This is a genomic window from Pseudomonas sp. Sample_22 (assembly GCF_004307635.1).
Taxonomy (GTDB): domain Bacteria; phylum Pseudomonadota; class Gammaproteobacteria; order Pseudomonadales; family Pseudomonadaceae; genus Aquipseudomonas.
The window spans coordinates 1-18,823 of sequence record NZ_RCNY01000040.1 but is presented as its reverse complement, the minus strand read 5'-3'; the positions used below and the strand labels follow the sequence as shown (position 1 = coordinate 18,823).

Annotated in this window: 16 protein-coding genes; 6 read left to right on the top strand and 10 right to left on the bottom strand. The window is 59.5% G+C overall.

The genetic code is table 11. From position 1 onward, the window contains the following. Positions 1–98: 98 nt before the first annotated feature. Entirely contained in the window at positions 99–1,016 is a 918-nt protein-coding gene (gene metR, locus D8U73_RS10510) for a transcriptional regulator MetR (RefSeq protein ID WP_056855241.1), read from the bottom strand. A gap of 110 nt (positions 1,017–1,126) precedes the next feature. On the opposite strand from metR, the gene metE reads away from it, so the two are divergent. The 4 genes from metE to D8U73_RS10490 all read left to right on the top strand — a co-directional run bounded on the left by metE (position 1,127) and on the right by D8U73_RS10490 (position 6,389). Next, positions 1,127–3,439, top strand: coding sequence for a 5-methyltetrahydropteroyltriglutamate--homocysteine S-methyltransferase (gene metE, locus D8U73_RS10505; protein ID WP_130904413.1), 2,313 nt, complete (start codon positions 1,127–1,129; stop codon positions 3,437–3,439). Positions 3,440–3,629: 190 nt separating this feature from the next. Then, entirely contained in the window at positions 3,630–4,661 is a 1,032-nt protein-coding gene (locus D8U73_RS10500) for an alpha/beta hydrolase (RefSeq protein WP_130904412.1), read from the top strand. A 127-nt stretch (positions 4,662–4,788) separates the two neighbouring features. Next, complete coding sequence (locus D8U73_RS10495; RefSeq protein ID WP_056855244.1) at positions 4,789–5,484, top strand: hypothetical protein; 696 nt, start codon at positions 4,789–4,791, stop codon at positions 5,482–5,484. Then, positions 5,481–6,389, top strand: a complete 909-nt coding sequence (locus D8U73_RS10490) for a hypothetical protein (protein WP_130904411.1) — start codon at positions 5,481–5,483, stop codon at positions 6,387–6,389. Before D8U73_RS10495 ends, D8U73_RS10490 begins: the two co-directional genes overlap by 4 nt. Before the next feature lie 111 nt (positions 6,390–6,500). Here the strand turns inward: D8U73_RS10490 and D8U73_RS10485 are convergent, their stop codons facing one another. The 7 genes from D8U73_RS10485 to D8U73_RS10450 form a co-directional block, all read right to left on the bottom strand. Continuing rightward, on the bottom strand, positions 6,501–7,829 hold the full coding sequence (locus tag D8U73_RS10485) for a sigma-54 dependent transcriptional regulator (RefSeq protein WP_056855246.1): 1,329 nt from the start codon (positions 7,827–7,829) through the stop codon (positions 6,501–6,503). Further along, positions 7,826–9,727, bottom strand: coding sequence for a sensor histidine kinase (locus tag D8U73_RS10480; protein WP_130904410.1), 1,902 nt, complete (start codon positions 9,725–9,727; stop codon positions 7,826–7,828). The genes D8U73_RS10485 and D8U73_RS10480 overlap by 4 nt, the downstream gene beginning before the upstream one ends. Before the next feature lie 219 nt (positions 9,728–9,946). Then, a complete protein-coding gene (locus D8U73_RS10470) occupies positions 9,947–10,681 on the bottom strand; it encodes an amino acid ABC transporter ATP-binding protein (protein ID WP_015093699.1) in 735 nt (244 codons plus the stop codon). Further along, positions 10,678–11,349, bottom strand: a complete 672-nt coding sequence (locus tag D8U73_RS10465) for an ABC transporter permease subunit (RefSeq protein WP_056855248.1) — start codon at positions 11,347–11,349, stop codon at positions 10,678–10,680. Before D8U73_RS10465 ends, D8U73_RS10470 begins: the two co-directional genes overlap by 4 nt. Then, positions 11,349–12,095 (bottom strand): amino acid ABC transporter permease, encoded by a 747-nt coding sequence (locus D8U73_RS10460; RefSeq protein ID WP_056855249.1) that lies wholly within the window; start codon positions 12,093–12,095, stop codon positions 11,349–11,351. Before D8U73_RS10460 ends, D8U73_RS10465 begins: the two co-directional genes overlap by 1 nt. 192 nt (positions 12,096–12,287) lie before the next feature. After that, positions 12,288–13,214 (bottom strand): glutamate/aspartate ABC transporter substrate-binding protein, encoded by a 927-nt coding sequence (locus D8U73_RS10455; RefSeq protein ID WP_130904409.1) that lies wholly within the window; start codon positions 13,212–13,214, stop codon positions 12,288–12,290. Between the two features lie 277 nt (positions 13,215–13,491). Beyond that, the gene (locus D8U73_RS10450) at positions 13,492–15,117 is read right to left on the bottom strand and encodes a glucan biosynthesis protein D (protein WP_130904408.1); all 1,626 of its coding nucleotides are present in this window, start codon (positions 15,115–15,117) and stop codon (positions 13,492–13,494) included. Positions 15,118–15,534: 417 nt separating this feature from the next. On the opposite strand from D8U73_RS10450, the gene D8U73_RS10445 reads away from it, so the two are divergent. Continuing rightward, positions 15,535–15,720, top strand: coding sequence for a hypothetical protein (locus D8U73_RS10445; RefSeq protein ID WP_056855252.1), 186 nt, complete (start codon positions 15,535–15,537; stop codon positions 15,718–15,720). 175 nt (positions 15,721–15,895) lie between these two features. On the opposite strand, the gene D8U73_RS10440 is transcribed toward D8U73_RS10445, so the two are convergent. Both D8U73_RS10440 and D8U73_RS10435 read right to left on the bottom strand, forming a co-directional pair. Continuing rightward, positions 15,896–16,396 carry a Bro-N domain-containing protein gene (locus D8U73_RS10440; protein ID WP_130904407.1) on the bottom strand — a complete coding sequence of 167 codons (501 nt, stop codon included), beginning with the start codon at positions 16,394–16,396 and terminating at the stop codon, positions 15,896–15,898. 631 nt (positions 16,397–17,027) lie between these two features. Then, positions 17,028–18,512 carry an amino acid permease gene (locus D8U73_RS10435; protein ID WP_130904406.1) on the bottom strand — a complete coding sequence of 495 codons (1,485 nt, stop codon included), beginning with the start codon at positions 18,510–18,512 and terminating at the stop codon, positions 17,028–17,030. A 56-nt stretch (positions 18,513–18,568) separates the two neighbouring features. Between D8U73_RS10435 and D8U73_RS10430 the strand changes: the two genes are divergently transcribed. Further along, entirely contained in the window at positions 18,569–18,775 is a 207-nt protein-coding gene (locus D8U73_RS10430) for a hypothetical protein (RefSeq protein WP_130904405.1), read from the top strand. Positions 18,776–18,823 lie beyond the last annotated feature (48 nt).

Below are 18,823 nucleotides of genomic sequence, written 5' to 3'. Positions count from 1 at the left end.
CGCGGAGCGTCCCGGGCTGCGTTCCCACGCAGAGCGTGGGAACGATCGGGTAAGGCGCCTTCGCGGGCAAGCCTCGCGCCTGCAGGGGATTCGTCGTTTTAGCGGACTGCGCTAACCCCGTCCAGCGTTGAAAACGACGTGTCCTTGGCCGTCAGCAAAAAATCCCTCATATACGGCGCATCCAGCATGTCCGCCCGAATGGCTGCATACAGCGTCGCAAACAAGCCTTTCTCACCCAACCGCTTGGCCTTCACATAGCCCCGTGAACTGTATTCATGCAGCGCCCAATGAGGCATGCCGCACACACCGCGTCCGCTGGCCACCAGCTGCATCATCATCACGGTCAGTTCCGAAGTACGGACCTGGGCCGGTTCGACGTCGGCGGGTTCGAGGAAGCGCGTGAAGATATCCAGGCGATCCCGTTCCACCGGGTAGGTGATCAGGGTTTCCGTGAGCAGGTCTTCCGGGACGATGTACGCCTTGCTGGCCAATTTGTGCTGATTGGCCACAGCGAGCATCGCCTCGTAAGTGAACAACGGCACGTAGGTGATGCCGACCAGGTCCACCGGATCGGAGGTCACCACCAGGTCCAGATCGCCACGGGCCAGGGCGGGCAGCGGGGCGAAGGAGAAGCCCGAGGCCAGGTCCAGCTCGACTTCCGGCCAGGCATCGCGGAACTGGTCGATGGTCGGCATTAGCCATTGGAAGCAGCTGTGGCATTCGATAGCCATGTGCAAGCGCCCGGCGGTGCCACCGGCCAGTCGCGCAATGTCACGCTCGGCAGCACGCAGCAGTGGCAGGGTAGCGTCGGCCAGTTGCAGCAGGCGCAATCCGGCGCTGGTGAAACGCACCGGTTTGGTCTTGCGCACGAACAGCGGCATGCCCATGCGCTCCTCCAGTTCTTTGAACTGGTGTGACAGGGCTGACTGGGTCAGATGCAGGCGGTCGGCCGCATCCACCAGGCTGTCGGCTTCGCGCAAGGCGTGCAGGGTCTTGAGGTGACGGATTTCAAGCACCGTGGGGCTCCATGAGTAAAACTTGTGATCAACACGAAAAGGTTGAGTTTGTCTCATGTTGCCCTGGCTGTCGACAATAGCGCCATTATTTACACAGGAGCACCTTCGACATGGCCGTGGCCCACACCCTTGGTTTCCCGCGCATCGGCGCCGACCGCGAACTGAAAAAAGCCCTCGAGTCGTATTGGCAGGGCGACATCGACCGCAATGCACTCAACAGCGTCGGCCGCCAGTTGCGCGCCACCCACTGGCAATTGCAGAAGGACGCCGGGATCGACCTGCTGCCGGTCGGCGACTTCGCCTGGTACGACCAGGTATTGACCCACTCTCTGACCTTCGGTGTGATCCCCGAGCGTTTCGACAACACCCGGGACGAGCGCGGCCTGCCGACCCTCGACACGCTGTTCGCCATGGCCCGGGGCGCCACCGCGACCTGCTGCGGCGGCGAACATGACCAGGCGCAGTATGCGCAAGAGTTGACCAAGTGGTTCGACACCAACTACCACTACCTGGTCCCGGAATTCACGGCTGACCAGTCCTTCAAATTGAGCTGGGAACAACTGTTCGACGAAGTCGAGGAAGCCAAGGCCCTGGGCCATACCGTCAAACCGGTCATCATCGGCCCGTTGACTTATCTCTGGCTGGGCAAAGCCAAAGGCAACGACTTCGACAAACTCGACCTGCTGGAACGCCTGCTGCCGATCTATGGCGAAATCCTCGGTCGCCTCGCCGCCCAAGGCGTGGAGTGGGTGCAGATCGACGAACCGATCCTGACCCTTGACCTGCCGCAAGCGTGGAAAAACGCCTTCGAACGCGCTTACCACATCCTTCAATATTCGCCGCTGAAAAAACTGTTGGCGACTTACTTCAGCGGCCTGCAAGACAACCTCGGTCTGGCCGTCGGCCTGCCGGTGCAAGGCCTGCACATCGACGCGGTGCGTGCCCCGGATCAACTGCTGCACGTGCTCGACCGTCTGCCGATCTACAAGATTCTTTCAGTGGGGCTGGTCAATGGTCGCAACGTCTGGCGCTGCGAACTGGAGCCGGTGCTGGCACAACTGCAGTTTGCCCAGGAGCGATTTGGCGACAACCTGTGGGTCAGCAGTTCCTGCTCGCTGCTGCACAGCCCGGTGGATCTGGAGCGTGAAGACAAGCTCGACCCGGAACTGAAAAGCTGGCTGGCCTTTGCCGTGCAAAAGTGTGGCGAAATCGCGGTTTTGCGTGATGCCTTGAACGATCCTCAGGCGCCCAAGGTGCAAGCGGCCCTGGCCGAAAGTCGTGCCATTCAGATCAGCCGCGCCGAGTCGCCACGCATCCACAAAACCGAAGTACAGGCACGTATCGCGGCGATAGGCCCGAACGACAGCCAGCGCCAGTCACCGTTCGCCGAGCGCATCGAGCAGCAGCGGGCACGCCTGAAACTGCCGGCATTCCCGACCACCACCATCGGTTCGTTCCCGCAGACCGCTTCGATTCGTCTGGCCCGCCAGGCGCACAAGCAAGGCAAGCTGTCGGTGAACGACTACACCGACGCCATGCGTCACGAAATCCGTCACTCGATACAGGTTCAAGAACATCTGGGGCTGGACGTGCTGGTGCACGGTGAAGCCGAGCGTAACGACATGGTCGAGTACTTTGCCGAGCAACTCGATGGTTATGCCTTCACCCGTTTCGGCTGGGTCCAGAGCTACGGTTCGCGTTGCGTGAAACCGGCGATCATCTACGGCGACCTGAGCCGCCCGAAAGCCATGACCGTCGACTGGATCAGCTATGCGCAGAGCCAGACCGACAAAGTCATGAAAGGCATGCTCACCGGTCCCGTGACCATGCTGATGTGGTCGTTCCCGCGCGAAGACATTTCGCGCAAAGTCCAGGCGCAGCAACTGGCCCTGGCCCTGCGTGATGAGGTACTGGACCTGGAAGCTGCCGGGATCAAGATCGTGCAGATCGACGAAGCGGCGTTCCGTGAAGGCCTGCCGCTGCGCCGGGCACAATGGCAGGAGTATCTGGACTGGGCCGTGCATGCATTCCGCCTGAGCGCCAGCGGTGTGCGTGATGAAACCCAGGTCCACACCCACATGTGCTACAGCGAATTCAACGACGTGATCGAAGCCATCGCGGCCATGGACGCTGATGTGATCACCATTGAAACCTCGCGTTCGGACATGGAACTGCTGGAAGCCTTCAAGGCGTTCGATTACCCGAACGACATCGGCCCGGGCGTCTATGACATCCACTCGCCACGGGTGCCGGACACGGCGGAAATGGTCAAGCTGATGGCCAAAGCGGTACAGCGCATTCCGGCAGAACGCTTGTGGGTCAACCCCGATTGCGGTCTGAAAACCCGTGCCTGGCCGGAGACTGAGGCGGCGTTGGTGAACATGGTGGCGGCAGCGCGACAGTTGCGCAGTCAGTTGGCTTGACGAAGATCGGAAGATCTCCGCCTGCGGGGAAATCTAAACACCCGCAGGAGCTGCCGCAGGCGGCGATCTTTCTGATTGGAAAATGACCGCCCGGCACTCTTCATCAAACTGTCATGGAAGTGTGGCAGCGCGCTTGAACAAACTTCATCAGACTCGCGCTCTACTGGGGTTCTGCGTTTTGGTGTTTTTCATGCGTGTTTTCTTATCGAGAATAGTATTTTTGGCCGCATGTCTGTTCGGCCTGCCGTCCTTGGCGGCGTCTCGTTGCGATGTCGATGTACCGACCGAGCGAGTCGATCTGGATCAGGTGAGCCTGGCGTATCAAAGCATCGGCCGTGCCTCGGACCCGGCGCTGCTGCTGGTGATGGGGCTGGGCGGGCAATTGATTCACTGGCCCGACGAAGTGGTGGTCGCGTTGTGTCAGCAGGGCTTTCGCGTGATCCGTTATGACAATCGCGATGTCGGCTTGTCGACCTGGCGGCATACGCCGCTCGAGGCCAACCTGACGTTTGAAGTGCTGCGCTACAAACTCGGTCTGCCGGTGTCGGCACCGTACTCGTTGACCGACATGGCGAACGACGGCCTGGGCCTGATGGACGCCTTACACATCGAGCAGTTCCATGTGCTGGGTGCGAGCATGGGCGGAATGATCGCCCAGCACATGGCGGCCATGGCGCCGCAACGGGTCGAGAGCCTGACCCTGATCATGACCACTTCCGGTGCCGAGGGCTTGCCGGCACCGAGTGCGGCGCTGGTGCAATTGCTGTCGCGGCGTGGAGCGCCCAACCGCCAGGTCGCCCTGGAGCAACAGGCCGATTTGCTGGCGGCGCTGGGCAGTCCGACGGTGGCCGATGATCGTGAAGCACTGCTGGATCAAGCGGCATTGTCCTATGACCGGGCGTTCAATCCCGAAGGCGTGAAGCGGCAGATCATGGCGATTCTCGCCGAGCCGAGTCGGGTGGCACTGCTTAACCAATTGCGGGTGCCGGCGCTGGTGGTGCATGGCACCGCCGACCCTTTGCTGCCGGTGATGCATGGCGTGCACCTGGCGGCGCATTTGCGTGGAAGTCAGTTGAAGCTGATTCCGGGCCTGGCCCATCGTTTTCAGGAAGCGTTCAAGGCGCCGTTACTGGCGGCGGTGCTGCCGTATTTGCGCGAACATCGCGACGACACTTCCCATTGGGCGCAGATCGAGCCGGTGGCCGAGCACAACCTCTTGTAACCCGTGACCACAGGGGCTTGCTGTCAGCTGACAAAACACTGTCGTCAAAAATATATCAATGTGCCACTATTGTTTGCGTCGTCGCTGTCGATACAGACAGCGACTTTCAATCATAGGGACTTGATCCATGTTTTTTCACGCTCTACGCACCCTCGCTGCAGTCACTTTGCTCGCCTGCCTGACCCTCACCGGCTGCGCCAACGTCCAACCTCCCGTACCGCTCGACCAACAATTCTGGGATGCCAAGGAGCCGACCATCGGCGTCGCAATCAGCGAATTGCCGCCGCCAGTACTGGCCTTGACCGGCAATCAGGGGCTTCTCGATTACGCGATCAACGCGGGCGTCAACAGCAAGCTCAGCGACAACGTCAAAACCTGGCAAGTGCGCGATTTCGAAACCCTGCCGGATACCATCGTCGCCAAGTTGCAAGCCAAGGGCTACAAAGCCAAGCGCATCGACGACAAGGTTGATCTGAAGGCCTACAAGGAAACCAAATTTCGCGAAGGCTACACGATCAAAGACCTGACCCCGATGAAAGCCAAGTACGGTATCGATCGCTTGCTGCTGGTGTACGTCACCGCCACCGGTGCGACCCGCAGCTACTACAGCATCGTGCCGACCAGCGTGCCGATGGCGCAGGTGGGCGGGCAGGGCATGGTGGTTGATCTGGCCGACAACAAACTGTTGTGGTTCCAGCCATTTGTCGCGGTACAAGCGGCACAGGGAGAGTGGGACGAACCGACCTACACCAACTTGTCGAACGCGTTCTACCAGGCTGTGGATAACAGCCGTCAGCAAATGATCACCCCGTTCGCCAAATGAAGCGCTCAATCGTAGCGGCCGGTGCACTGGCCCTGCTGATGGTGGCTGGCTGTGCGCAGAAGCCGGCTCCCGAGGCCGGTTTCAAGGATCACGGGGCGTTGCCTTATGTTCAAGCACACGGACTCAAGGTCGATGTGCAGGTAACGCAAGCCTTCGTCGGCGCCAGCACCGTGATTGCCAGCCAAGAGGCGTTGAAGGCTGCGTCTTCGAGTCAGGCGCTGTTGCTCAGTTCGGGCACCAGCGCCGGGTTGGCGGGGGTGTTGGTAGCCAGTCTGGTCAATACCCAGATGGGCAGCGGCACCTTGCAGCGTGATGCGGAAAAGTCCGCCCTCAAGGACTCACGCCCCATGGCGGATCTGCTCGCCGGCGTACCCTTGCAGGAGCGCTTGCAGCAACGCTATCAGCATGCCGCGCAAGTGGCCGGATTAAAGCAGGGCGAAGGGCAGGTGACGGCGCGTTTGTTGATTGAGCCGAAACTGATGTTGACCCCCGATCGCGGCAGTTTTGTCCTGGTCAATCAGGTTCAGGTCCAGGACATCGCCGGGTCGCCGCTGTACCGCATGCGCATCGAAGTGACCAGCCAGCCGATCCGTCGTTGCGGTAGCCAATGCGTCGATGACGGTGGCCTTGAACTGGCGAAAGTCACCGCGGTGCTCGATGAGTGCATCGACGAGTCCATGCGCGTGCTGGCCACGGACTTGATGCAACCGACTCCGCCACCGGCCGCTCAGGAAACCTTGCGTTACGTGCTCGATGGCCGGCGTGTGGTCGAACGTGGCTATCAACTGGCGAACAACGGCAACTATTGGCGTTACCGCAATCTTTACGGCGCGGTGAAGTCCGTACCGGTGCCGTTTGAGGATGCGCTGACCCAGGCGCAGCTTGAGAAAGTGTACGGACGCTAAACCCCAAACCTTTAGGAGCCGGCTTGCTGGCGATAGCGGTCTAATAGTCAAATCAATGCTGACTGACATACCGCCATCGCCAGCAAGCCGGCTCCTACAGGGATTGGTGAATCAGTGGCTCAAACCGTACTTCTTCACTTTGTCGAACAGCGTGGTCTTGGCCATGCCGAGTTCCTGGCTGGCCTGGGTCAAATTGCCGCCGCTGCGCTGCAAGGCATCGCTCAACAGGTTGCGTTCGAACGCTTCCACCGCTTCGGCAAACGCCAGGCCTTGGGCGCTGCCACTTGCGCCGGGTTTCTTGAATGCCGGCAGGCCTAAGGCAAAGCGCTCGGCGACGTTGCGCAGTTCGCGCACGTTACCCGGCCAATCGTGGCTCATCAGGTTCGACAGGGTCTGGTTATCCAGTTCCGGTGCGATACGGTCGAAGCGCAAGGACGACTGCTGCAAGAAATACTCGAACAATTGCAGGATGTCTTCGCGGCGCTCACGCAGCGGTGGCAGTTCCAGGGTTACCACGTTGAGGCGGTAATACAGGTCGCTGCGGAATTCGCCGGCCTTGCTCGATTCGTCGAGGTCGGATTTGGTCGCCGCGATCACCCGGCAATCCACCGCCACACTCTGGTTCGAACCGAGGCGTTCGAGGGTGCGCTCCTGCAATACCCGCAGCAGCTTGATCTGCAAGGGCAGGGGCATGCTTTCCACTTCATCGAGGAACAGCGTGCCGCCGTCGGCGTGTTCGATCTTGCCGATTCGCCGTTTGCCGGCGCCGGTGAAGGCGTTGGCCTCGTGGCCGAAGATTTCGCTCTCGAACAGGTTTTCCGGCAGGCCGCCGCAGTTCAGCGCCACGAATTGCTTGGTGTGCCGACGACTGAAGTCGTGCAGGCAGCGGGCAACCAATTCCTTGCCAGTGCCGGTTTCACCCTCGATCAGCACGTTGGCCGAAGTATCGGCGACGTTGGCGATCAATTCGCGCAAGTTCTGCATGGCCGGCGAACGGCCGATGATCCGCCCTTCGAGGGAGTCGCGCTCGGCCAGTTGCCGACGCAACGACGAGACTTCCCGCGCCAGGCTGCGTTGCTCCAGCGCGCGCCGCGCTACGTCCACCAGGCGCTCCGGGGAGAACGGTTTCTCCATGAAGTCGTAGGCGCCTTTCTGCATCGCGCCGACGGCCATGGAAATATCGCCGTGGCCGGTAATCAGCACCACCGGCAAACTGCGATCTCGCTCCTTGAGGCGGCCCAGCAACTCCAGGCCATCGATGCCCGGCAGGCGAATGTCGCTGATGACGATGCCGGCAAAGTTGTCGCCGACCCGCTCGAGGGCTTCTTCTGCACTGGCGACACCTACGCACGGAATGTCTTCCAGGGTCAGCGCCTGTTGGCAGCCAAGCAGCACGTGGGGGTCGTCTTCGACGATCAATACACTAAGGTCGTTGTTCATATTGGCTCGGCGGGAAGGGGGCTTACCAACGGTAAACTGAGAACGAATGCGGTGCCACCGCTGGCCGGGTGTTCGACACCCAGGTGACCGCCGGTGGCGGCGGCCAGGCTGGCTGAAAGGGTCAAGCCAAGGCCAAGGCCCTGTTCGCCGGGTTTGGTGGTGAAGAACGGTTCGAACAAATGCTTGCGCGCTTCGGCGTCGATGCCATGGCCGTTGTCACGTACCCGCAGCCGATACTTGCCATCGAAGGTTTCGCCTTCGAGCCACAACTCGGGCTGCGGTTGCGCCTGCATCGCGTCGAGGGCGTTGCCGATGAGATTGACCAGGATCTGTTCGAGGCGGGTCTGGTCGATTTGCACCTGCACATCTTCAAAGTGACGGTGCAATTGCAGGGCGATGCTTTCCACTCGGCCACCGAGCAATTGCAGGGCTGCGTCCACGCCCTTGCCCAGACACGCCTGGCCCTTGTCGTCGCCACGTCGGGCAAAGGAGCGCAGGCTGGCGGTGATGCGGCCCATGCGGTCGATCAGTTCGTTGATGGTCTTGAGGTTGGTACTGGCCACATCGAGTTGGCCACGTTCCAAAAAGCGCACGGTATTACCGGACAGCGTGCGCAACGCCGCCAGCGGCTGGTTCAGTTCGTGGGCGATGCTGGTGGACATCTGGCCGATCGCCGCGAGTTTACCGGCCTGCACCAGTTCATCCTGGGCACGGCGCAAAGTCTCTTCGGCTTGACGGCGTTCGCGGATCTGACCCTTGAGCCGCTCGTTGCTGGCGCGCAGGTCGACGGTGCGTTCGGTAATCCGACGCTCCAGTTGATTGTTGGCTTCCTGCAAGGCTTCCCGGGCCGCGAGGCGGGTGGCGATGACCTTGCGCCGCTCGTTCCAGGCAATCAGCAGGAACGCCACGAGGGCAAATGCCACGGCCACCAGAATCCCCTGATTGATCGCTTCGCGACGCAGATCCTGGAGCGGTGTCAGCAGGGTGAAGTTCCAGGGGGTGTCGCTCAGTGGCCGGGTCTGTGACAGATAGCTGATGTTCTCGTCGTCGGAAACCAGTTCACTGTTGGCCGGGAAGGTGAGTTTTTCCACACCTTCAGACAGGGTTTCCCGGGCCAGCGGTTGCAATTCGTTCAGCGGAAACCAGTAGTACTGCAGGCTGCGGGCGAGTTTTTCTTTGGTGTCATCGCTCAGCGGCACTACTGACTTGAGGCGGCGCGCCGGATCGCTGGAGAGAATGATGATGCCGTTCTCATCGCTGACGAAGGCTTCCAGACGCGCCCGTTGCCAGCGTTCTTCCATGGCTTCGAGACGCACCTTGACCACCGCGACGCCGATGATCTTGCCGTGTTCTTCCAGGCCATGGGCCAGGTAGTAACCAGGTTCGCCGTTGGTGCTGCCGATGCCGTAGAAGCGCCCGGGCTGGCCGCGCACGGCGTTCTGGAAGTAGGCACGGAAGGACAGGTCTTCACCCAGATAGCTGTCGACATCGCGCCAGTTGCTGGTGGCCATGACGCGACCGGTGGTGTCCATCACATAAATGGCCCGACTGCGGCTGCGCCGGTTCAGGCCTTCAAGGTAATCGTTGACCGTTTGCCGGTGTTCCGGAGTCGGGTCGGCCAGCAGCTTCGAAACACTGGTTTCGAGTTCCAGCAGGCTGGGCAGGTAGGTGTATTTGCTGATTTCGCTTTCGACGGCGCGGGCGTGCAGCTCCAGCTGGCGCTGGCCGTTTTCGCCGAGGCTGCGAATGCCGTAGTGTTCACTGACCCAGAAGCCGATGTAACCCAGTCCGATCATCAGCGCGATGATCAGCGGCGGCAGGAACAGATGGCGGATCAGACGAGGTTTCACGGCGAGTGATGGCGACGAGGCGCGGTAGAGTTCGGGGTCGCATTTCATCACAGATGCCTTGGGTCAACCAGCATGGCAACGGGCTTGCTCTGGTTCCTGCCGAACGAAGAATCTGTGGCGAGGGAGCTTGCTCCCGCTCGGCTGCGAAGCAGTCGTAAAACCGATGAATGCGGTGTGTCAGAAAAATTGCATTTACAGGTTTCGGGGCCGCTGCGCGACCCAGCGGGAGCAAGCTCCCTCGCCACAAGGAGCAAAGCCAGTTGCTGATTAGTGCTGCAGAATCTTGTTGAGGAAGTGCTGCGTCCGCTCGGCGCGGTGGCTGATGTCGCCGAAGAACTCTTCTTTCTTGCAGTCTTCGATGATTTTGCCCTGGTCCATGAAAATCACGCGATCAGCCACTTTACGGGCAAAGCCCATTTCGTGGGTCACGCACATCATGGTCATGCCTTCGTGGGCCAGTTGCACCATCACGTCCAGCACTTCGTTGACCATTTCCGGGTCCAGCGCCGAGGTCGGTTCGTCGAACAGCATGACGATCGGGTCCATCGCCAGTGCACGGGCAATCGCCACACGCTGCTGCTGACCACCGGACAGTTGGCCCGGGTGCTTGTGGGCGTGGGCCGAGAGACCGACACGTTCGAGCAATTGCAGGCCTTTCTTGGTCGCCTCTTCCTTGCTGCGGCCCAACACCTTGATCTGCGCGATGGTCAGGTTTTCGGTGATGGTCAGGTGCGGGAACAGCTCGAAATGCTGGAACACCATGCCCACGCGCGAACGCAGTTTCGGCAGATTGGTTTTCGGGTCGGCGATGGAGGTGCCGTCGACCACGATGTCGCCTTTCTGGAACGGTTCCAGGGCGTTGACGCATTTGATCAGGGTCGATTTGCCGGAACCGGATGGCCCGCACACCACGATCACTTCGCCTTTTTTGACCTCGGTGCTGCAATCAGTCAGTACCTGGAAGTCCCCATACCACTTGTTGATGCTTTTGATAGAGATCATACGGCGAACCTTTTTTGCAGACGCTTGACCAGCTGCGAGGCGGCAAAGCTGATGATGAAGTACACGAGACCCGCGAAAATCAGGAACTCATTGGAGCGGCCAATGATGTCGCCACTGGCGCGCGACGCATTGAGGAAGTCCACCAGACCGACGGCGTAGACCAGCGAGGTGTCCTGAAACAGGATGATGCTCTGTTGCAGCAGCAACGGCGTCATCTTGCGGAACGCTTGCGGCAGGATGATCAGGCGCATCATCTGGCCGTAGGACATGCCCAGCGCCTGGGCAGCACCCATCTGGCCCTTGGGAATCGACTGCACACCGGCACGGACGATTTCGCAGAAGTACGCCGCTTCGAACATCATGAAGGCGACGATGCACGAGGTGAACGCACCGATCGGCGTGTCTTCGCCCGTGATCCAGCGCAAGACGAACGGCACCGCCAGGTAGAACCAGGTGATCACCAGCAGCAGCGGGATCGAGCGGAAGTAGTTGACGTAGGCGCCGGCCAGGTTCGACAGCAACTTGTTGTGGGACAGGCGCATCAACGCCAGGATGGTGCCGAGGATGATCCCGCCGATCACGCCCATGGCCATCAGCTTGAGGGTCATGACCATGCCGTTCCACAGGCCCGGCAGGGACGGGATGATGCCCGAGAAGTCGAATTCCATCATTTACCCCCTACGGAAATCAGGCCCGGCACGGCGACTTTCTTCTCGACCAGACGCATCAGCAACATCAGGCTCATGTTCAGGGTGAAGTAGATCAGCGTGGCCAGGGTGAAGGCTTCGAACAGGTTGGCGGAGAACTCGGCGGTCTGTTTGGTCTGCGCGAGCAACTCCATCAAACCGATCAGCGAGGCCACGGAGGTGTTCTTGAAGACGTTGAGAAATTCCGAGGTAAGCGGCGGAATGATGATCCGGTAAGCCTGGGGCAGCAGCACGTTCCAGTAAATTTGCGGCAACTTGAAACCCATGGCGCGGGCCGCGGATTCCTGGCCTTTTGGCAGCGCCTGGATACCGGTGCGCACCTGTTCGCAAACGCGGGCGGTGGTGAACAGGCCGAGGCACACGACCACGCTGAGGAAGGCCGAGGTCGTCGGGTTCAGGTCCTGCTTGTACCACTCCTGCAGGTCAGCCGGCAGTAGATCGGGCACCAGGAAGTACCAGATGAACAACTGCACCAGCAGCGGCACGTTGCGGAAGAGTTCGACGTAGCAGGTGGCGATGCCCGATACGATGCGGTTCGGCACGGTACGCATGACACCCAGGATCGAACCCAGTGTCAGGGCGATGATCCAGGCCGCGATGGCGATGCCGATGGTCCAGGCCAGACCGGACACGTACCAGTCGAGATACGTCTCGCTGCCCACGCCGGTGGACTTGAAGAACACGCTCCAGTCCCAGTTGTAATTCATTAGGGTCTCCCCTCAGATCGATCGATGTACAAGTACCCGCTTGGGGAAGCTCCGTTCCCGCCTGAACTCGATGTTCAGGCACACGCGATCGGCTCGACAGCCACCGGTCCGAGTGTTTCCTAAAATGCCAGCAGGGAGTGACAACCTCCTGAAAGGGCCTGGGCCCTGTCAGGAGATAAGGTTAGTCAGAAATCAGGACTTTTTTTCCGTAGACTTGTCGTCAGCCGCTTTATCGGTCGGATTGGCGATCAAGGCCTTGAGCTCGTCGCTCATCGGGAAGTTCAGGTTCAGGCCTTTTGGCGGGATTGGCTGCATGAACCATTTTTCGTAGATCTTGTTGATCTCGCCCGACGCGTAGGTGGCTTTGATGGCGTCATCTACAGCCTTCTTGAACGGCGCGTCGCCTTTGCGAACCATGCAGCCGTAGATTTCGTAGGACTGTGGAGTGCCGGTCACGGCCCAGTCAGAGGCTTTCTTGGCCTTGGCTGCTTCACCTGCCAGCAGGGCGTCATCCATCATGAACGCAACGGCGCGGCCGGTTTCCAGCATCTGGAAGGACTCGCCGTGGTCTTTGGCGGAGATGACGTTCATGCCCATTTGCTTGTCGGCATTCATCGCCTTGAGGATGCGCTCGGACGTGGTGCCAGCGGTGGTCACGACGTTCTTGCCTTTGAGGTCGTCGAAATCCTTGTACTTGGAGTCAGCCTTGGACAGCAGGCGAGTACCGATTTCGAAGATGCCGACGGAGAAGTCGACTTGCTGCTGACGCTCGACGTTGTTGGTGGTGGAACCGCACTCGAGGTCCACGGTGCCGTTCTGTACCAGCGGGATACGGGTTTGCGAAGTCACCAGGTTGTATTTGACCTGGAGGTTCGGCATGTCGAGGTCTTTTTTGATGGCTTCGACGACTTTCAGCTGGATGTCGTGGGAGTAGCCGACCGGTTTGCCGGAAGCGTCGGCGATGTAGGAAAACGGAATGGAAGCGTCGCGATGGCCCAGGGTGATGACACCGGACTCTTTGATCTTCTTCAGGGTGCCGGTGAGTTCGGCGGCGAAAACTGGCGTGCTGATCAGAGCGGCAGCAATGGCTGCGCCCAGGATATGGGGAACGATGCGCATCAAATTTTCCTCGACATTGTTTTTTTTATGGAGCCAGTTGGCCGGCCCTTTTGTGCTGCAAAAATGCCTGGGCGCTACGTGAGTACGCGCAAAGGACATTCGTCGAAGAAGTGTAGAGCATGACTCGTGCCAGACCAGTGCTAATTGGTCAAAGCATTGATTTATAAGGAAATTAAATATTTATGGCGGTGTTGTTCTGATGAAAAAATCCGGTTAACCGAACCGACCCGCAGGTCGCGTTCGGAAAACCGAATGGTGGCAGGGTGCTACCGGTTCATCAGGTGTATTTGCGCTTGTCTGGAGCGGGCGGGAAGTACTGGTACAACCAGGTTTCACTCAGCGTACGGTCGTTGGTACGGATGAACAGGCGCATCTCGACGGGAGCGACGCTGTCATTGGTCGGGTACCAGTCGAAGAGGATGCGGTAGCCCTTGATGTCGTCCAGCTTGAGCACGCTGAAATCCTTGACCTCGCCGTTTGAGCACGTGACCACCGGTTCGATGCCCGTGCCTTCAGGCAAGCGGTCCAGGCCGCCACCGTTGAAGTCCACGGCAAAGCGCCGTGCCCAGACCGGTGGATAGTGTTCGCCAGGTGCCCAGCCTTCAGTGAAACCGCCCATTCCCGAACGCGTGGCATGAACCCGCGCCAATGGCGTGCCGACGGGTGGCAATGCGCTCCAGTACAGCTTGTAGCCGTAGTTCAGTGAGTCGCCGGCAGCCACCGGTTTTTTCGGCGTCCAGAAGGCGACGATGTTGTCCATGGTTTCGCCGGTGGTAGGGATCTCCAGCAGATCGATCGAGCCTTCGCCCCACGCCGTGGTCGGTTCGACCCACAGGCTTGGGCGGCGGCTGTACCAATCGACGGTGTCCTGATAGTTGGCGAACTCGTGATCGGTCTGCACCAGGCCGAAACCTTTCGGGTCGGTGTCGGCAAAGGCGTTGAATTGCAGGGTGGCCGGGTTGTTCAACGGGCGGCAGATCCACTCGCCGTTGCCGCGCCACATGGCCAAGCGATCGGAGTCATGGATTTGCGGGTGAATGGTGTCGCACATGCGGCGCTCGTGGGTGCCGCAGCTGAACATGCTGGTCATCGGCGCGATGCCCAGTTGATCGATGGCGGTGCGCGCATTGACGTGGGCATCGACCTCCATCACCACGCGCTCGGCCTGGCAATCGATGTCGAAACGGTAGGCGCCGGTGGCGCTCGGCGAATCGAGCAGGGCGTAGACCACGAAGCGGGTGCTGTTCTTGTCCGGCGTCTCGAACCAGAACTTGGTGAAATCGGGGAATTCTTCGCGCTTCTTGGCGTAGGTGTCGATCGCCAGACCACGGGCCGACAAGCCGTATTGGCCAGTGGCATCAACTGCGCGGAAGTAACTGGCGCCGAGGAAAGACACCACATCGTGCTTGTCCAGCTCCGGCGCCTTGAACAGCTTGAACCCGGAAAACCCCAGGTCGCCGGTCAGTTGCTTGGTGTCGACCGTGGTGTTTTCGTAGTTGAACAGCGACGGGCGGAAATGCACTTCGCGCGCCATGCGGGTTTTCGGATCGACACTGTACATGCGCACCGGCTGCTTGAAGCCCATGCCGACGTGGAAGAACTGCACGTCCAGTTGGCCCTTGTTGTCCTTCCACAACGAATGATCGCCGTCGTAGCGGATCGCATTGAAGTTCTGCGGGGTCATCGTCGCCAGGGTCGGTGGCAGTACTTGTTTGGTGTCCTGATAGCGATTGCTGGCCAACTGCTTGGCCTGCACTTTCAGCGCCTCGAAATCGAAGGCCCTGGCTTCACCATCGGCGGTGCCGGGGGTAGCCCAGGCGCGGGCGGCAAGCAGGCCGGAGGCGGACAAACCGGTGTAGGCAGCGATGGCCATGGAGGCTTTGAGCAAGTTCCTGCGATGCATAAATACAACCTGTCGTTAACAATCCCGCGCCGTTCCTGGCACGTGCTGGATCAGAAATATCGGTTCGGACATGCCTTCGGCCAAACGCAACGGACTTTAAAACAGATGCCCGCTAGCTTAAACCGTTCGATTGCAGAGCAAAAATGATTGATGGCACCACGCTGGCGCGGCAATGAAACAAGACATGTCGGGAAACATTTCCGACAGCACCTTCTGATTTACAGGGCATTTCTGCTTTTTTCGACTAATTACTCTAAAAACCGCTTTTCAGCGCCCGGATTATTTCTATCCTGTGTACATGACCGGTTTATGCCCTTCGGGCCGGTGCGGTTCAGCTGACATGAGGCGCTGCTGAAAAAGGATTAGGGCGATGCGGTTTCTGAAGTTTTTTCTTTGACGTAGAGAAGGACATCGTCCATGTCGAAAGTACAAGGCATCACCGAAATGTTGGGAATCTTTCCATGCCTGGCCAGCGGCCGGCGAAGACGTCGTCTGAACAGTGAGGAAATGAAACTGGTGGAACGCTATCGAGAGTTGTCGGAGAGCGACCGGATCGCGATGAGGTATCTGGTGGATGCGATGAGGAGTGTTTCGAGGTTTTGAAGCAGGGCTGGTTACCGTGAAAGCCATTTGGCTTTTACGTTGGCCAGATCCATCAACTTGCTGTGGCGAGGGAGCTTGCTCCCGCTGGGGCGCGTAGCGGCCCTCGCTTTACCTTCAAAACGAAGACTGCTGCGCAGTCCAGCGGGAGCAAGCTCCCTCGCCACAGGTCATGCACTCAAGCCCTAAAAGCCGGAGAAGGTCGCTGTCCATGCATCAGCTCAGGCATGTCGCGCCACTTGATCCAGGCGTGATGTTGGTAATGCAGCAAAGGCACTGAGACTCCGGCCCAATTCAATGAGCTAAGGCTGGGCAGGTTTTCCATGGTTTCTGATTTCGCGGCACGCATCGAGGGTATGACCTCGTTACTCAACCACTGGCGCAGGTTGCGGTTTTGCGGGACGAAGTGGTGAACCAGTAAGGCGTACATACCTGATTCGCTGACCATCAGGGTTTCAACTGTTTTGCCGTCCTTGAGCAACCAGACTTTGCGGCGTTGGTCGGGGTCGAGTTTCAGGGTCAGACGTTCATTCAGTGGTTTGCCCATCAGGCGACCAAGATCCTGGACACAGAACCAGGCTTGGTTGTCTTGCATGAAGGCGTGGAGGAAGCGGTTGTGGCGGGTGAAGACGGTCGGATCGAAATAGGGACTAGGCGAGCTTTGAGGATGCATTGGCATGGCGTGAATTCCGTTTTGGTTTGGAAAGTCGCCACCAACCCTTCGACAGGTTGGGTGGCGGACCGAGTGGCGTTCGAAGTCGGGACACTTCCAGGTCAAAACGGAAGCCGAAAGGCCCGCGCCACACGGCCCGCCATAAAACAGAACTGAAGGCAAAAACAGCCACAGTTCTATGGGGGCGCGCAAGCACCGTTTTGACGTGTTCCGGCTTCGACTCCGGATCGCTGATTTGGCAGCGACGGGACAAAGCCTATCGGTCAGGCGCTCGCGGCGCCAAGTCTACTCTGGCGACGCTTGTTGTAGGAATCGGGGGATTTTCAGGAAGGGCGGATCTGTAGGAATTTCCTGTTTTTGTGCCGGCTGCAGAGAAGCTGCACATGATGGGCAATTTTTCCGCTATCTATTCGAATTCTCATCCACCTAACCGCTGTGCATCAGGAACAGAGTGATGACTGATAGTGAAAACGAATGCGTAAGTTTGAAGCCCTGGATCGCTTCGAAGCTGTACGGTGTAAAGCCGATATCAAATGGCGTACGGATGATCTGATGATTTTGCTGCGTGGTGACGAAAGTGGTTGCTCGATGGGCAGAGCTCGCCCCGGGACCCCACATGATCCCGGAGCGATTTGAATCAGCGACTAACCTTCCACGCATCCCCCGCAGGCGCCGTACCGTGGTCATACGGTTTGGCGATCCACATATAAAGCAACCCCAAACCAATCACGATGGCCGTGCTCAGGACCATGGCGTAGTTGATGTACCACGCGGCATCCGGGGTGCGTGGCCAGGCCATGTTGATGATGGCGCCGACGCCGTAGACCAGCGCGCCGATGTTGACCGGCCAGCCCCAGGCGCCGAGGGTGAATTTGCCGCTGGGCTTCCAGCCCTTCATGCGGGCGTACAGGGCAGCGAGCACGATCATCTGGAACGCCAGGTAGATGCCGATCGCAGCGAAGCTGACGATGGTGGCGACCGCATCTTGCAGGAAGAAACCGAGAATGATGATCAGCGCCGGCAGGACGCCGGAGACGAACAGTGCGGCCACCGGAACCTGAGTCGCAGGCGAAATCTTTTTCAGCAGCCGGCTGCCGATGACCATTTCGTCGCGAGCGTAGGAGTACAGCAGACGACTCGCCGCCGCTTGCAGGCTGATCACGCAGGAGATGAAGGAAATCATCACCACGCCCATCACCATTTTCGAGCCGACCGGGCCGAAGGCGTTGTTGAGGATGGTGCCGACCGGGTCCTTGTCAGTGCCGTTGATCACCGCTTGCATGTCCGGCACGGCCAGGATCAGTGCCAGGCAAGCGAACATCGCTGCGATACCGCCGATGTAGATGGTCATGCGCATGGCCACCGGGATTTTCTTGCTCGGGTTCGGGGTTTCTTCGGCCACGTCGCCGCAGGCTTCGAAACCGTAATACAGGAACATCCCCGCCAGTGAAGCGGTGAGGAATGCCGGCAGGTACGAGCCGTTGATGCTGATGTCGAAGGTGTTGAACAGCACGCTGATCGGCTGATGACGTTCGAAGAGCAACAGGTAGACACCAACGATCACCGCACCGACCAGTTCGCAGAGAAAGCCGAACATGGCGATGCGCGCCAGCGTCTTGGTGCCGCTCAGGTTGACCAGCGTGGCGAACAGCGTCAGCACCAGGGCAATGACGATGTTGGTGTTGTTGCTCGGCTCAAAACCGAGCATGGCGGCCAGGTAAGGACCTGCACCTACCGCAACGGCGGCGATGGTGACGCACAGGGCGATGGAGTAGATCCAGCCGACCATCCACGCCCAGCGTTTGCCCACCAGGCGACGAGCCCACGGGTACACGCCACCGGAAATCGGAAACTGCGAAACCACTTCACCGAAGATCAGGCACACCAGCAACTGGCCGCAACCGACCAGCAAATAAGCCCAGAACATTGGTGGCCCGCCAGCGGCGAGGCACAAGCCGAAGAGGGTATAGACCCCTACCACCGGCGAGAGATAAGTGAAGCCCAGGGCGAAGTTTTCCCACAGGCTCATGCTGCGGTTGAAGTTGGAGGTGTACCCCAGTTTGCGCAGTTGCTCGGCATCGCTGTCGGCAATGGCTGCAGAGAGATCGGGTGATGCACTCATGTGTGTTTGCTCCGGGAAATCGGCAGATTTCGGATGTCCGAGGCCGTGGCGGTGCCATGGAGGCGCCGCCCGGATCGGTGGTTATTGTTTTGACTTCTTTGGTGTGGAGCCTGGTGCTGCCTGGTGTCGGTTTCTTCCCTGAGATTGCGGTGACGCCATCGCGGGCAAGCCATGCTCCTACGGGTTTTGTGGCGTGCACCCATCCTGCCAACGACATCAATCCTGTAGGAGCAAAGCTTGCTCGCGATGCTTTTAATGCTTGAACATCACATGCCGAACGACGGTGTAATCCTCGAGCCCATACATCGACA

What these genes read in the sequence shown, in the direction of transcription:
- metE (WP_130904413.1), top strand. Translation starts at nt 1,127, where the DNA reads ATGGCCGTGGCCCACACCCTTGGTTTCCCGCGCATCGGCGCCGACCGC.
- D8U73_RS10500 (WP_130904412.1), top strand. Translation starts at nt 3,630, where the DNA reads ATGCGTGTTTTCTTATCGAGAATAGTATTTTTGGCCGCATGTCTGTTC.
- D8U73_RS10495 (WP_056855244.1), top strand. Translation starts at nt 4,789, where the DNA reads ATGTTTTTTCACGCTCTACGCACCCTCGCTGCAGTCACTTTGCTCGCC.
- D8U73_RS10490 (WP_130904411.1), top strand. Translation starts at nt 5,481, where the DNA reads ATGAAGCGCTCAATCGTAGCGGCCGGTGCACTGGCCCTGCTGATGGTG.
- D8U73_RS10485 (WP_056855246.1), bottom strand. Translation starts at nt 7,829, where the DNA reads ATGAACAACGACCTTAGTGTATTGATCGTCGAAGACGACCCCCACGTG.
- D8U73_RS10480 (WP_130904410.1), bottom strand. Translation starts at nt 9,727, where the DNA reads ATGAAATGCGACCCCGAACTCTACCGCGCCTCGTCGCCATCACTCGCC.
- D8U73_RS10470 (WP_015093699.1), bottom strand. Translation starts at nt 10,681, where the DNA reads ATGATCTCTATCAAAAGCATCAACAAGTGGTATGGGGACTTCCAGGTA.
- D8U73_RS10465 (WP_056855248.1), bottom strand. Translation starts at nt 11,349, where the DNA reads ATGGAATTCGACTTCTCGGGCATCATCCCGTCCCTGCCGGGCCTGTGG.
- D8U73_RS10460 (WP_056855249.1), bottom strand. Translation starts at nt 12,095, where the DNA reads ATGAATTACAACTGGGACTGGAGCGTGTTCTTCAAGTCCACCGGCGTG.
- D8U73_RS10455 (WP_130904409.1), bottom strand. Translation starts at nt 13,214, where the DNA reads ATGCGCATCGTTCCCCATATCCTGGGCGCAGCCATTGCTGCCGCTCTG.
- D8U73_RS10450 (WP_130904408.1), bottom strand. Translation starts at nt 15,117, where the DNA reads ATGCATCGCAGGAACTTGCTCAAAGCCTCCATGGCCATCGCTGCCTAC.
- D8U73_RS10445 (WP_056855252.1), top strand. Translation starts at nt 15,535, where the DNA reads ATGTCGAAAGTACAAGGCATCACCGAAATGTTGGGAATCTTTCCATGC.
- D8U73_RS10440 (WP_130904407.1), bottom strand. Translation starts at nt 16,396, where the DNA reads ATGCCAATGCATCCTCAAAGCTCGCCTAGTCCCTATTTCGATCCGACC.
- D8U73_RS10435 (WP_130904406.1), bottom strand. Translation starts at nt 18,512, where the DNA reads ATGAGTGCATCACCCGATCTCTCTGCAGCCATTGCCGACAGCGATGCC.
- D8U73_RS10430 (WP_130904405.1), top strand. Translation starts at nt 18,569, where the DNA reads ATGGAGGCGCCGCCCGGATCGGTGGTTATTGTTTTGACTTCTTTGGTG.